Annotated in this window: 12 protein-coding genes; 6 read left to right on the top strand and 6 right to left on the bottom strand. The window is 35.9% G+C overall.

The window, feature by feature from the left end; all coding sequences use genetic code 11:
• Position 1 precedes the first annotated feature (1 nt).
• Positions 2 to 2,092, top strand: coding sequence for a peptide MFS transporter (locus DNG35_RS07995; protein WP_111127646.1), 2,091 nt, complete (start codon positions 2 to 4; stop codon positions 2,090 to 2,092).
• A gap of 61 nt (positions 2,093 to 2,153) precedes the next feature.
• Positions 2,154 to 2,693, top strand: coding sequence for a thioredoxin fold domain-containing protein (locus tag DNG35_RS07990; protein ID WP_111127644.1), 540 nt, complete (start codon positions 2,154 to 2,156; stop codon positions 2,691 to 2,693).
• 30 nt (positions 2,694 to 2,723) lie between these two features.
• Here DNG35_RS07990 and DNG35_RS07985 read toward each other — a convergent pair whose 3' ends face one another.
• The 5 genes from DNG35_RS07985 to surE all read right to left on the bottom strand — a co-directional run bounded on the left by DNG35_RS07985 (position 2,724) and on the right by surE (position 7,578).
• On the bottom strand, positions 2,724 to 4,733 hold the full coding sequence (locus DNG35_RS07985) for a ComEC/Rec2 family competence protein (RefSeq protein WP_111127642.1): 2,010 nt from the start codon (positions 4,731 to 4,733) through the stop codon (positions 2,724 to 2,726).
• Between the two features lie 149 nt (positions 4,734 to 4,882).
• Positions 4,883 to 5,383, bottom strand: coding sequence for a C40 family peptidase (locus tag DNG35_RS07980; RefSeq protein ID WP_111127640.1), 501 nt, complete (start codon positions 5,381 to 5,383; stop codon positions 4,883 to 4,885).
• Positions 5,376 to 6,500, bottom strand: a complete 1,125-nt coding sequence (lpxB, locus tag DNG35_RS07975) for a lipid-A-disaccharide synthase (RefSeq protein ID WP_111127638.1) — start codon at positions 6,498 to 6,500, stop codon at positions 5,376 to 5,378. Before lpxB ends, DNG35_RS07980 begins: the two co-directional genes overlap by 8 nt.
• A complete protein-coding gene (locus DNG35_RS07970) occupies positions 6,501 to 6,803 on the bottom strand; it encodes a hypothetical protein (protein WP_111127636.1) in 303 nt (100 codons plus the stop codon).
• Positions 6,796 to 7,578, bottom strand: a complete 783-nt coding sequence (surE, locus tag DNG35_RS07965) for a 5'/3'-nucleotidase SurE (RefSeq protein WP_111127634.1) — start codon at positions 7,576 to 7,578, stop codon at positions 6,796 to 6,798. The genes DNG35_RS07970 and surE overlap by 8 nt, the downstream gene beginning before the upstream one ends.
• Before the next feature lie 209 nt (positions 7,579 to 7,787).
• Here surE and DNG35_RS07960 point away from each other — a divergent pair, with 209 nt between their 5' ends.
• Genes DNG35_RS07960 through DNG35_RS07950 form a run of 3 tightly spaced genes read left to right on the top strand, consistent with a single transcriptional unit; the run spans position 7,788 to position 11,442 of the window.
• Entirely contained in the window at positions 7,788 to 9,923 is a 2,136-nt protein-coding gene (locus tag DNG35_RS07960; protein WP_111127632.1) for a carboxy terminal-processing peptidase, read from the top strand.
• Positions 9,924 to 9,929: 6 nt separating this feature from the next.
• Entirely contained in the window at positions 9,930 to 11,039 is a 1,110-nt protein-coding gene (locus DNG35_RS07955; RefSeq protein ID WP_111127630.1) for an ABC transporter permease, read from the top strand.
• Positions 11,040 to 11,052: 13 nt separating this feature from the next.
• Positions 11,053 to 11,442, top strand: a complete 390-nt coding sequence (locus tag DNG35_RS07950) for an HIT family protein (protein ID WP_111127628.1) — start codon at positions 11,053 to 11,055, stop codon at positions 11,440 to 11,442.
• Between the two features lie 241 nt (positions 11,443 to 11,683).
• Here DNG35_RS07950 and DNG35_RS07945 read toward each other — a convergent pair whose 3' ends face one another.
• Complete coding sequence (locus DNG35_RS07945) at positions 11,684 to 12,838, bottom strand: PAS domain-containing sensor histidine kinase (RefSeq protein WP_111127626.1); 1,155 nt, start codon at positions 12,836 to 12,838, stop codon at positions 11,684 to 11,686.
• A 90-nt stretch (positions 12,839 to 12,928) separates the two neighbouring features.
• Here DNG35_RS07945 and DNG35_RS07940 point away from each other — a divergent pair, with 90 nt between their 5' ends.
• Entirely contained in the window at positions 12,929 to 13,804 is an 876-nt protein-coding gene (locus DNG35_RS07940; RefSeq protein ID WP_111127624.1) for a flavin reductase family protein, read from the top strand.
• Positions 13,805 to 13,808 lie beyond the last annotated feature (4 nt).

The raw sequence follows: 13,808 nt of genomic DNA, 5'->3' as shown, positions 1-13,808 counted from the left end.
AATGAGCACAGATATTCAAAACTTATTTAAAGACAAAGTCTTAGGACATCCAGGAGGATTATTTGTTTTATTTTTTACCGAAATGTGGGAACGCTTTTCGTTTTACGGAATGCGCGTTTTATTGGTTAATTTCTTAACGATGGCAGCCATTGGCTATAATCCAGGTTGGGAATGGTCGGTAGAAAATGCGGGTGCCCTTTTTGGTACATATGCCATGCTTTTATACATCACACCTATTTTGGGAGGAATCATTGCCGATAAACTTACAGGGTATCGTTGGGCTGTTATCATTGGTGCGATTATTATGACTTTGGGTCATGCTTCTATGGCTTTAGAGACAGAACTCTCACTATACGTAGGTTTAGCTTTATTGGTTATCGGAACAGGTTTCTTTAAACCTAACATTACCTCTATCATTTCTGAAATGTATAAGAAGAATCCAGAGAAAAAAGACGGTGCATACACCATTTTTTATATGGGAGTTAATGCAGGGGCGTTCTTCGGAATGATGCTTTGTGGATATTTAGCCGAAAAAGTAGGTTGGTCTTATGGTTTTGGTCTCGCCGGAATCTTTATGTTGTTGGGAACACTTCAGTTTTGGTTCTCTGGTAATCTTTTTGGTAACATTGGTGCAAAACCAGCAAAAGTGGTAGAAATAGAAGATGTGCAGGATGCCGATAATTCAATCGCAGATTTAGAGGAAAAGGAAGTAGAAGAAAAACCAAATCCGTTTACGACTTTAGATAAAATACTCATTGTGATTTGTTCGATTATTGGTTTAGGCTACGCGATTAATGACCCGATGTCGAAAATTGCAAACATAGATATGTTCTCTGCCTTGCAAACGGGTGCTCTTGAAGGACAATACGTAGCTGTTTTAATAGGTTTAGGGCTGTTTTTGTTTTTAGTGATCAGTAGGATTTTTAGGTATTCTGCCATTGTAAGAGACAGAATGTTGGCTTTTATTATCTTCGCTTTTTTTACGGTCTTCTTTTGGTTGTCTTTTGAGCAAGGAGCATCATCATTAATTGTTTTTGCAAGAGATAACGTAGATAGAATGCTAAGCGGAAGTGCAGCAACTATTTTTAATATCGTCAACACATTACTCACGGTTATACCTTTACTAATCATCACATGGGTATTATACCTATTATGGAAAAAAACATTTAACAAAATACCTTACTCCAATATTGTGTTAGTGGTTTGTTTTGCTTTTATGTGGGTATTGGTAGGTTGGATGCTTAACAGAGATTATAACTCAAAAGCCTATGAAGTAAGTTATCGAGCAATCGAAACCACCACTACAAATGAAGCCGGTGAAGCAGTGACCAAATATGTGCCTGTCTCTGAAGAAACCCAAGTGGCCGATACCGATAAGGTAGTAGAGCGCACCGTTTCTATAGCAGAACCTATAGACTTAAGCGTAGGACAGCAGATCAATATGATTACTAAAGATAATGATGGAACTACTTATGCTTATCTTAGCGAAGAAAGACTAGCCATTGCAAGAGAAAACGGAAAAGCACTCGATAAAGATAACGGTGTGGTTCCAGCAACCGTACAAGAGATAAAAGAAAACGAAGTAGAAATTACAGTATCTTGGTTCAGTATCTTAAACTCTTTCTTTATCATTGTATTTGCTTCTTTCTTTTCCAAATGGTGGGAGAGTAAATATAATCCTTCGGCGGCAACCAAATATGCGTTGGGTTTAATTATTATGGGTATAGGTTTCGGACTTTTAGCTTGGGGTGCCAATGGCGTTTCAGGAACTATGAAAGTGAGTATGATTTGGCTTATTTTGGCGTACCTATTCCATACATTGGGAGAACTCTGCTTGTCACCTGTAGGACTTTCTTATGTGAGTAAATTGGTACCAGCAAGAATGATTGCATTGATGTTTGGAATGTGGTACTTGGCCATTGCTATTGGAAATAAACTGGCAGCGGTATTGGGTGGTCAGATCGAAAATATTACTAAAGAATACAACCTTTCTACCTTCTTTTTGATTTTTACCATTGTACCTATTTTAGCAGGAGTTTTGGTAGGAGCTTTAAACCCAATCTTAAAGAAACTGATGCACGGCGTAAAATAATTTCGGTAATTCTTCGTTATCACCACAATCAAGTTGGAATGATATTTGATTTACATTGGCTATGAAAAAATTACTTATACTATTCGGTCTCCTCATCACCTCGGTTACTTTTTCACAAGAAATCAATTGGATGACGATGAACGAAGCTTTGGAAGCACAAGAAAAAAACCCTAAAAAAATCTTTGTAGATGTTTATACTACCTGGTGTGGACCTTGTAAAATGCTAGATAGAAACACGTTTAGTAATAGAGATGTGATCAACTACATCAACAAGCATTACTATGCGGTAAAGTTTAATGCTGAAGGTACAGAAGAGGTCAATTATGAAGGTAAATCTTATACGAACCCGCGTTATCAAGCAAACAGAAGAGGTAGAAATGCGCAGCACCAATTTGCAGAAGCCTTGCAGGTTTCGGCCTACCCAAGTATGGTATTTTTTGATGAAAAAGCCAATATCATTACACCAATAACAGGTTATCATACTCCAGAAATGTTGGAAATTTACCTGAAGATGATTGCATCTAACGATTACAAAGAAGTAACCACAACAGAACAATGGAATGCGTACCGATCTAAATTTAAAGGTACCTTTAAGAATTAGAAGATTGATGTTGAAAATGTGCTAAGATGTTCAATAATCAATGACAAAAGTCCCTTTTTCATAGGTATAATGAAAGGGGACTTTTTTATTTCTAGCTGTTGCTTTCCAGCGGTTGACATAAGAAAAATAATTACTCCCATCGGCAATAATATAACTCGGTTGTATATCGGAAATCACTCGCTCCAAATTTACTTTCGGGGAGTTTTTCAGCACCAAAAAATCTATTTCTAAAGCTTTCGCTGGAAGATAAACCGATGAACTGTCAATCACTAAGATTTTCTTATCGTCAATAGCAAAGATGTTTTTTATACTACTATCAATTACAATCTGGTTCAGCTGTTCTTCAATCAGCATATTTTTATAGCGATAGGGTTTAAGATTATTTCCATAGAATAAAATACGATGTCCCTTTTGTTGAGCGAACATACTGTTTTTACTTTCATGAAAAACATAAAAGTGATTCTCATTTTGTAGATGAAGATAGTCTTTCAAATAAGATAATTCCATTAAAATGATACAAAGTAGTGATAAAAATAAAAGACCTACTCGCTTTTGGTAATAGGCAAAAACAGCAAAAAGTAGGGCAGCGATAGCCAATAAAAGCATGGTTTTAGAAAAATAAACCTGATCGAATACCAAACTGTCTTTCGAAGAAATAAAACGAATAAATCGAAGCAATTGCTGAATAATCCATTCTATTGTTTCGACCCACAAATCAGATAATCTAAACCATAAACTGCAAATTATTGTGAGGATAAGACCTCCCAAAATAAAAATGAGCACAGGTAGAATCACCAAATTGCTTACTAAAAATAAGGCGGGGAACTGGTGAAAATAATACAAACTAATGGGCAAAACTCCAATTTGTGCTGTCAGGGTTACACAAAAGATATTGGTAAAATAATTAAAGGCTTTGTTTTTACTTTTCAGTTTCTGGTAAACAACAGGATGCAACGTCACGATACTAAAAACAGCGGCATAACTCAACTGAAACCCAATGCTGTAAATTACGCACGGGTTGATTACAATAAGCAAAATAGCAGAAAGGGCCAGTAGATTTAGCGTATGTGTTTTTCGTTTAAAAATTGTCGCCAAACTCAAAAACGAAAACATTAAGACCGCTCGATTGATAGAAGGCGAAAAGCCCACCAAAAAGGCATAAAACCAGAGCATGGCAATGATACTAAAAGTAACAAGAATATTAGAAAATTTGTTTCGGCGAAGCGGTTTGAAAATAAAGTTTAGGATTAATAAAATCAAACCTACATGAAGTCCAGAAACCGCAAGAATATGAATCACACCTGCATCTACAAAGCTATTGTAAACATCTTTAGAAAGCTCTTTTTTCTGCCCTAAAACAATCGCATTGATAAAGTTGATCTCAGAAGGTTCGAAACCATTTTCTTGAAGTTTTGTTTCTATTTGATCTCTAATATCAGCACTTATTGTATTTAAGTTTTTTACGGACTCCTTTATAATAATCTCATTTTCTTCAAAAATAATTTGTCCGTAAACGTGTTTCTTGTGGAGGTGTTCACCATAATCAAATTGATGCGGAATTTTAGGTTTTGTAATTTTACTGATCGCCGATTTGATATAAATCTGATCTCCAATTTTTAAGATTGCCTTTTCGCCATCGTGAAAATTACTGAGCAAAATATCAAACACTTCATTAGAACCTGAAGCGCTTCTTGCTTCAGCAATATAATTATGCGTATAGTTGTTTGATTTTAGCTGGTCTTTTACCTTAAGGTGGTAGTAGTCTTGCTCATTATATTTTATAGCAACTTGATGTTGTTGCTCTTGGTGAATTTTAGTTATAAAAATGCCTATTACCAAAAAGGGTAAAAAGTAGAAATAGTGTAAAACTTTTTGAGGTAAATACTTCTGATAAGAAAAATGTAAAATTCCCACGAAAGTGAAAGAAATGCCTAACAAAATAGTCAATCCTATCCAAGAGATTTGCAACATATAGCCTAAAATCACTCCAAAAAGGAGTGTAAGCACAATGATAATGATAGGAATATTGAGCAGTTTCATAAGAGAAAGTTACTCAAAATCTGCGAGTTGTGTGATTTCAGGTGAGTGTTATTTTACGTCACTGCGAAGAGAGAAGCGATGAAATACTCTTTTATTTAAGAATTAGATTGCTTATTTCTGGTTTCTCGGAGATTATAATCAATGACAAATCACAAAATCCTACGCGCAGTGACATATGCCGCATTCCAATATTTTTCGTTGAGCGAAGAAACAATTACGCCCAAAGATGAAGTTGAATGAATAAAATTGACACTTCCCGGAAGAATTTCAACCACTAAACCCACATGGTTGATACGATTGCTTGATCGGCTGGTACTAAAAAACACCAAATCACCTACTTTGATATCTTGTGTGCGAATAGCCATGCCTTGCTTTGCCATGTCACGAGAGATTCTAGGTAATTCTATATTTTCGCTTAAAAAAGACGTGTAGACCAAGCCCGAACAATCCATTCCTTTTTTGTTAGTGCCGCCATATTTATATTTGACACCCTGAAATTGCAAGGCATAGTCGGTTACTTTTTGTGCTGTTTTGCTTATTTCTTCTCGGTAAGAAGTGGCTTTTCCTTTTTCGTTGATGGCGAAATCTCGTTGTGAACCACAGGAAGTTATAATAATGGCGAGCAAAAAATAGATAGTTTTTTTAAGCATTTTTATGGTTTATAGAATTTACAATAAGTTCTGCAGTTTTTTGGCTGGCACCACTTCCGCCCAATTTTTCGCGTAAGCTTTTGTAGTTTTCTAACATTTGTTTTCTAGGTTCTGCCGATAATATTTTTTCTAGTTCTTGTGTGAGTTTCTTTTCATTAAATTCAGATTGTATCAATTCTTTGACCACTTCTTTGTCCATAATCAGGTTCACCAAAGAAATGTAATTTAAGTTAATCACACGTTTGGCAATTTGGTAAGAAATAGTACTGCCTTTATAGCAAACCACTTCAGGGACTTCAAAAAGTGCGGTTTCTAAAGTTGCCGTTCCCGAAGTTACCAAAGCAGCGTGAGCCACACTCAACAAATCGTAGGTTGCGTTCATCACTAAAGAAACTTTGTTTTTTTTCAAAAATTGTTCGTAATACTCGGTTTCTTGACTTGGCGCACCCGCAATCACAAACTGATAATCGGGAAACTTACGGGTTACTTTTAGCATGGTTTCCAGCATTTTGGCAATCTCCTGCTTTCTGCTGCCGGGCAAAAGAGCGATGATAGGTTTATCAACCAATTGGTGTTGGGCGATAAATTCGCTTTCGCGGATTTCTTTGCGGTTTTCTATCGCATCTAATAACGGATGACCTACAAAGTGTACTGGAAAATCGTGTTTTTCTTCGTAAAAATCTTTTTCGAAAGGCAATATCACATACATCTCATCGACATCTCTTTTGATAGCTTTGATGCGGTTTTCTTTCCAAGCCCAGATTTGTGGCGAAATATAATAATGGGTTGCATAACCTTGTTGTTTTGCCCATTTCATAATCCTAAAATTAAACCCTGGATAATCGATAAAAATAATGGCATCGGGCTGAAAAGCTTCAATATCTTTTTTGCAGTGGTTAATGTTTTTAAAAATGGTATTGATATTTGCCAGTACTTCTACAAATCCCATAAATGCTAAATCACGGTAATGTTTTACCAGATTTCCACCAACTTGCTGCATCAAATCGCCGCCCCAAAAACGAAATTCCGCTTGAGCGTCTAATCTTAAAAGCGCTTTCATCAAGTTTGAACCGTGTAGATCTCCTGAAGCTTCGCCTGCAATCAAGTAATATTTCATCTAAAAGAGATTAGGAATAAGGCTAAAATTGACTAATAAAATAAACAACACCAGTAAGAGGCAAAACATCACAACTCCTCTTGCTCTGTAAATTTGGTTCTTTTTTAAAAAAACAAAAAACGGAAGGAAATTAGCTAAAGCACCAAGTGCAATTACACTTCCCAGACGATCATTTTGTTCGGCTATTTTTAAAGCTTCCACAAATTCATATGAAGAAAGAAATAAGGTGCAATAGATAAATATGCCTGCGATAGTTACTATGAGTGCAATTAAAACCCCAATAAAAAGTTCTTTTTTAATCATGGAAATTCCAGGTGTTTAAATCTTGAATAAAATGATGTGCAGTTAAATCAAACTGAACAGGAACCACAGAAACATAGCCGTTTTCCAACGCCCATTCATCGGTGTCTTCGCCTTTGTCTTCGTTGACGAATTCGCCCGTAAGCCAATAATAATCTCTTCCTTGCGGATTGGTTCTTTTATCGAATTTTTCTACCCAATGTGCTTTGGCTTGACGACAAACTTTAATTCCTTTCATCTGTTTTTCAGTTAGTTTAGGAATGTTTACATTTAGCACAACCCCTTTTGGTAAACCATTGGCCAACACATTCTGTGTGATGATTTTAATAAATTTAGTAGAAGGCTCAAAATCTGCGGTTAGCGAATAGTCTAACAAAGAAAAACCTATGGCAGGAATACCTTCGGTACCTGCTTCTACCGCGGCGCTCATTGTTCCTGAATAAATCACATTGATTGATGAGTTAGAACCGTGATTGATACCGCTCACACATAAATCAGGTTTTCTTTTGAGAATTTCTTGTTTGGCAATTTTTACACAATCAGCGGGTGTTCCAGAACAACTATATTCTTTATGGTTTTCGCTTTCTTTCACTTTCACCGGATCACAATAGAGATTATCGTTAATGGTGATGGCGTGACCCATTCCACTCTGCGGACTATCGGGAGCAACGACCACAACCTCACCCAAAGTTTTCATGATTTTTATCAAGTGGCGAATGCCGGGAGCAGTAATTCCGTCATCATTAGTGACTAAAATCAGCGGTTTTTTCTTTACCATAAATTTATTTTGATGCTAAAATACAGAATTATGTTTACTTTTTTATGAGATGAGTTTTATAGATATCTTATGATATTTTAATTACCCAGCTTGCAAAAAAATGACTACATTTAGCACTTAAGATAAATAACAACAAAAAACATCGGGTTTTACCCTGGTGTGGCATAATTTTTTATGTGTGAATAATGATAAAGAAAATAAAAAGATTTATGAAAAGGAATTATAAGATTTTTCTATTGGGCTTATTATTGGCAGTAGCCTCTTGTAGCTTCACCACCAAAAAATTTGACCCAGACTCAGATAAAGACGAAGTACTCATAGAGTTGATCTCTTTTGTGTTGAGTCGTGGGCATTATTCTCCTAAAGACATCAACGACAATTTTTCTGAAAATGTTTTTGAGCGTTATGTCAATGCTTTAGATCCGCGTAAGCGTTATTTTATACAAGAAGATATCGATAAGCTAAAAGCATACGAACATTTGATAGACGACGAAATAGAAAATCATAAAATAGAGTTTTTTAAGTTGTCGCATCAGCTTATTACACAGCGTATGGAAGAATCAAAAGCGTATTACCAAGAGATTTTAGAACAACCTTTCGATTTTTCAAAAAACGAAACCATTAATGCAGATTACGAAAAAGACCAATTTGCCAGCAGCAAAAGAGAACTCAGGGAAAGATGGCGAAAGCAACTTAAATTTTCTACACTTGTTACCTATTATGAGTTAAAAGAAGATGAAAATTTAAAAAAGGAGGATGATAATACATATCAAATACAATCGGATACCGAACTCGAAAAAGAAGCAAGAGAAACCAGTAAAAAATCTTTAGATGAATTTTACAACTTAGTAAAAGACCTCGATAGAAAAGATTGGTTCGGCATTTATGTCAATGCAATTGTAGAAGAGTTCGATCCACACACATTTTATTTTGCACCCCAAGACAAAGAACGTTTCGACCAACAAATGTCGGGTAAAATAGAAGGCATAGGAGCTCGCCTTCAGAAAAAGATGGATAACATTACTATTGTAGATGTTATTTCGGGAGGTCCAGCATGGCGTGGCGAAGAGTTAGAAGTAGGCGATGAGATTATGAAAGTTCGTCAAGACAAAGAAAAAGAAGCAGTAAGTATTACCGGAATGCCTTTAGACGATGCAGTAAGCCTCATCAAAGGCCCAAAAGGAACAATAGTGCACCTTACAGTAAAAAAAGTTTCTGGAGAGATTGAAGAAATTTCGATTACAAGAGACATTGTAGAATTAGAAGAAACTTTTGCCAAGTCTTCGATGGTAAAGAAAAACAATAGAAATTACGGATTGATCAATCTCCCAAAATTCTATTTTGATATGGAAGATGCCAGCGGAAGAAACGCTGCAACCGATATCCGTAACGAAATTATCGAGTTGAAAAAACAAGATATGGAAGGATTGGTAATCGACTTAAGAAATAATGGTGGAGGTTCGCTTTCTGCGGTGGTAGAAATTGCAGGTTTATTTATCGAAGAAGGTCCAGTTGTACAAGTAAAATCGGGTAACGGAAACAGAGAAATTTTAGAAGACGAAGACGATGAAATTCTCTGGGATGGGCCATTAGTAATTTTAGTCAACGAGCTTTCAGCTTCGGCTTCAGAAATTTTAGCCGCAGCGATGCAAGACTACAAGCGAGCTATTGTCTTAGGAAGTAAGCAAACTTACGGAAAAGGTACTGTACAAGGGATTATTGATTTAAATAGATGGGTTCGCAACAGCGACTTTGGTGATATGGGAGCATTAAAACTTACCCGTCAGAAATTCTATCGTGTAAACGGTGGTTCTACCCAATTAGAAGGTGTAAAAAGTGATGTGGTCGTTCCAGATCGTTACAGTTATATTGATTTAGGCGAAAGAGATACCGATAACCCATTGCCTTGGGATCAGATTCAACCTGCAACCTATAAGGTTTGGGATGGTTATATCGATTATAAAGATGCAATAGAAAGTAGCAAAATCAGAATGAGTAATAACGAGCAATTAAGGCTAATAGACGAGCATGCTAGATGGATAAAAACACAACGTGATGAGACAGAGTTTTCATTAAATTACGAAGCTTATAAAAATGATATTGAACAGGATGAAGAAGTTGCAAAACATTTTGATGCAATATCAGATTATACTACCAATCTTACCTTTACTTCTTTACCTTACGAATTAGAAAAAATAGCTGCGGATACTACTTTGGCAGAAAAGAGAAAGCGTTGGCACGAAAATCTAAGTAAAGATGTATATGTAGAAGAAGCCATTCACGTGTTGGAAGATTTAAAGCTTAACAACATCAAACAAAAAAAAGTTGCCAATCTAAAAGACTAATTTTTGATGGCTCAAAAAGGCAATTCACTCACACAAATAGCGCTTCAGAAGTTTAAAAAAGACTTTTGGGGCGTTTTTAGTTTAGCGTATCTCGCACTGTGTTTTGTGATAGCCGTTTTTGCTTACCTTATCATTCCAGATGATTCAGAAAATGCCAACCAAATGCAATTGGCAATTCACTCTAAAAGTCCGGGATTTACCGTAAAAATGCTTACGCTGGATTCTAAAGAGCTTCCAGAAACCACTTTTTCCGAATACTTTTTCGGAAAGAAAAATGTAGTTGAGCAAATCCCTATTTCCGACTACAAAATAGAAAATAACGAATTGGTTGTGGAGCCTTATGTAGGCGAAAACGAAGTAGGAATGTCTAAAATTTTCACTTTAAGTGAAAACTTTGAAGGTTATAAAAACTGGCAAGAAGTAGAAGAAAAACTTATCGAAGAGAAAACCTTTTTGCTCGGTACAGATAAATTTGGCCGTGATATGCTCAGTAGAATGTTGGTCGGCATGCGTATTTCGATTTCCATTGGGTTTGTAGCAGTTTTTATTTCGTTATTGATAGGCATGACACTTGGTGCAATAGCAGGTTATTTTGGAGGAAAAATAGATCAGCTCATTATGTGGCTCATCAACGTGACGTGGTCGATACCAACTTTGCTTTTGGTGATTGCTATCACTTTGGCTCTCGGTAAAGGTTTTTGGCAGGTCTTTATTGCCGTAGGTTTGACGATGTGGGTAGAAGTAGCGAGAGTTGTTCGCGGGCAAGTGATGAGTGTAAAAAAAATGCAGTATGTTACGGCTGCAAGAACTTTAGGTTACACCGATTTTAGAATCATCAAAACACATATTTTACCTAATATTTTGGCGCCTGTCATTGTCATTTCTGCAGCCAATTTCGCAGCAGCTATTTTAATAGAAAGCGGTTTGAGTTTCCTCGGAATAGGAGCACAACCGCCCATGCCAAGTTGGGGCTCGATAATCAAAGATCACTACAACTATATTATCTTAGGCAAACCTTATTTGGCAATTATTCCTGGTTTGGCAATTATGAGTTTGGTGATGACTTTTATGCTCATTGGCAATGCCATTCGTGATGCTTTTGATGTAAGAATTTAAAAAAATAAAAATTATGGCAAGTATATTTACAAAAATAGTTAACGGAGAAATACCTTCCTATAAAGTAGCCGAAACCGATAAGTTTTTGGCTTTTCTAGATGTTAACCCAAATAGCAAAGGCCACACTCTTTGTATTCCAAAGCAGGAAGTCGATAAAATTTTTGATTTAGAGGAAAACACCTATGTAGAATTGATGCAGTTTTCAAGAAGAGTAGCCTTGGCGCTTCGTAAAACCGTCGATTGTAAGCGAATAGGGATGAGCGTTATTGGGTTAGAAGTTCCGCATGTACACGTACACCTTATTCCACTAAGAACAATGAGCGATGCTACTTTTCAGACCAAAGACAAGGTTTCTCCTGAAGAAATGCAGCAACTCGCTGAAGCAATAGCTAATAATTTATAAAAACACTTCAAGACTCTAATTATTAAATAATCAGTTTTTTATAAAAAATATTTCGCCACCCTGTCCCGATAGCTATTGGAATTATTCAAAGGTCTCATCGTTTTATGAGATGCTCAAACAAGTTCTGCATGACGCTAATCGATAGTAGATTTATAGATTGCTTTAATCCAGTTTAATTGAGTTTTTGTGATTCCGCTTAAGCGAAATTACATCGAGAGCTAATAACAAATTGACAAATAGATTAAGCTCGATTTAGCTTTATCAAAAAAGTAGTCCCTTTATTAAGTTCACTTTTTAAGACTTTTATTTTACCGCCATGATAAGTGACGATAATTCTTCTGGCAAGCGACAAACCTAAACCCCAACCGCGCTGCTTGGTTGTAAAACCAGGGGTAAAAACTTTGTTGTAAAGACTTTTAGGAATTCCTTTTCCGTTATCGGAAATAAAGATAGAAACATCTTTTTCGGTAGAAGTCAACTCAATTTCGATATCGCCTTTTCCTTTGAGTGCATCAATCGAGTTCTTTACCAAGTTTTCAATCGTCCAGCTGTAAAGTTGCTCGTTGAGGCTCACATAAATAACTTCATTAGGTATTTTGATGCTAAAATGAATAAGTCTAGAAGACCTATTTTTTAGGTACTCAAACGATTGTTTGGTCGCTGCGACTATATCAGTTACTTCAAGATTTGGCATCGAACCTATTTTAGAAAAACGTTCGGTAATGACCTGAAGTCGTGCAATATCTTTATCGATTTCTTCTAAGTAAGTCGGGTTCACATTCTCTGACTTTAATATTTCTTTCCAACCTACCAAAGAAGAAAGTGGCGTGCCAATCTGATGAGCGGTTTCTTTTGCCATTCCTGCCCAAAGCAAGCTCTGCTCACTTTGTTTGGAAGTAATATAGAAATAGTATATAATTCCGAGAAAAAGGATGACAATAAGAATAATAATTATAGGAAAATATTGTAAGCGAGTCAGTAAATTAGAATACCCGTAATAGACAATACTAGAAATATTTCCTTGTTCGTCTTTTAGGACAAGTGGTTGGTATTGGGTTTCAAATTTTTCAGCAAGTGCTTTTATTTTTTCCTTCGTATCTACTTTGTTTTCAGAAATATTTCTAGCAGAATAACTGTCGTCATTTACTCCGTGAACAATCATAGGTGTAGAAGTGTTATTAGACATCACAGGAATCACAAGATTACTTAGGCTGCTTTCGTAATCACTATTGATGATTTCTTTGTAGGCTTCTCCCCAAACTTCCATTTTGTTGCGTTCTTCTTCTTTGATCTGGTCGAAGAAAATAGACACATTATATAAAAAAAGTCCGATAATAATAATGGAAGAAACCAACACAAATACTCTCGAAATTTTTCTACTTTTTGGAAAAAACATATTTTGATTTTATAAGCGAAATATAAACTTTTATTCTATTTTTTAAAGCACATCAGTTTACATATCTTTGCTTAAAATTAATACTTTTTTATGTATACGCTAGACCCAAACGATATTCCCGCAAAAAAAATGTACGGCATGATGGTGAGTGCCATCGGACCGAGACCCATTGCTTTTGCGAGCACACTCGATAAAAACGGAAACCCAAATTTAGCACCGTTTAGCTTTTTTAATATGGTGGGTTCTAAACCGCCAACCATGATTTTTTCGCCAGTGATTAGAATGTTAGATGACTCTTCAAAACATACATTGCAAAATGTTTTAGAAACAAAAGAAGTAGTAATAAATGTGGTGAATCATGCGATTGTACAACAGACATCTTTTGCAAGTTCAGATTTTGCCGATGGCGTTAACGAATTTGAAAAAGCTGGCTTAACCATGTTGGCTTCAGAAAAAGTAAAACCATTTCGGGTTAAAGAATCACCAGTACAATTTGAGTGTAAAGTAAACGATGTTGTTGCTTTGGGTAAAAAAGGTGGTGCAGGAAATATTGTGATTTGTGAAGTGCTAAAAATGCATATTAGCGAAAGTGTTTTAGATGAAGAAAGGAAAATAGATCAATACAAACTTGACCAAGTGGCAAGAATGGGCGGAAATTATTACACTAGAGCAAAAGCAGGGATTTTCGAAATTCCAAAACCATTAGAACATATCGGGATTGGCGTAGACCAAATGCCAACAAATATTAGGCAAAGCAAGACCCTTACGGGAAATGATTTGGGTAAATTGGCGACAGTAAAAGATCTACCCTCAAAAAAGGAGGTAGATAATTTTATAACTCAACAAAATTTAAGTAATTTGATAGCTAATCTTTCCGAAGAAGAAATACATCAAAAAGCACAAGACTTTTTAGAAAAAGAAGAAGTAGTTTCGGCTTGGAAAATATTATTAGCAAAAACAGTATAAATAG

Source organism: Mesonia sp. K7, assembly GCF_003233725.1.
Classification (GTDB): Bacteria; Bacteroidota; Bacteroidia; order Flavobacteriales; family Flavobacteriaceae; genus Mesonia.
The sequence above is the reverse complement of the archived record's forward strand: the minus strand, read 5'-3'. Positions and strand labels throughout refer to the sequence as shown.

What these genes read in the sequence shown, in the direction of transcription:
- DNG35_RS07955 (WP_111127630.1), top strand. Translation starts at nt 9,930, where the DNA reads ATGGCTCAAAAAGGCAATTCACTCACACAAATAGCGCTTCAGAAGTTT.
- lpxB (WP_111127638.1), bottom strand. Translation starts at nt 6,500, where the DNA reads ATGAAATATTACTTGATTGCAGGCGAAGCTTCAGGAGATCTACACGGT.
- DNG35_RS07985 (WP_111127642.1), bottom strand. Translation starts at nt 4,733, where the DNA reads ATGAAACTGCTCAATATTCCTATCATTATCATTGTGCTTACACTCCTT.
- DNG35_RS07980 (WP_111127640.1), bottom strand. Translation starts at nt 5,383, where the DNA reads ATGCTTAAAAAAACTATCTATTTTTTGCTCGCCATTATTATAACTTCC.
- DNG35_RS07995 (WP_111127646.1), top strand. Translation starts at nt 2, where the DNA reads ATGAGCACAGATATTCAAAACTTATTTAAAGACAAAGTCTTAGGACAT.
- DNG35_RS07960 (WP_111127632.1), top strand. Translation starts at nt 7,788, where the DNA reads ATGAAAAGGAATTATAAGATTTTTCTATTGGGCTTATTATTGGCAGTA.
- DNG35_RS07950 (WP_111127628.1), top strand. Translation starts at nt 11,053, where the DNA reads ATGGCAAGTATATTTACAAAAATAGTTAACGGAGAAATACCTTCCTAT.
- DNG35_RS07970 (WP_111127636.1), bottom strand. Translation starts at nt 6,803, where the DNA reads ATGATTAAAAAAGAACTTTTTATTGGGGTTTTAATTGCACTCATAGTA.
- DNG35_RS07940 (WP_111127624.1), top strand. Translation starts at nt 12,929, where the DNA reads ATGTATACGCTAGACCCAAACGATATTCCCGCAAAAAAAATGTACGGC.
- DNG35_RS07990 (WP_111127644.1), top strand. Translation starts at nt 2,154, where the DNA reads ATGAAAAAATTACTTATACTATTCGGTCTCCTCATCACCTCGGTTACT.
- surE (WP_111127634.1), bottom strand. Translation starts at nt 7,578, where the DNA reads ATGGTAAAGAAAAAACCGCTGATTTTAGTCACTAATGATGACGGAATT.
- DNG35_RS07945 (WP_111127626.1), bottom strand. Translation starts at nt 12,838, where the DNA reads ATGTTTTTTCCAAAAAGTAGAAAAATTTCGAGAGTATTTGTGTTGGTT.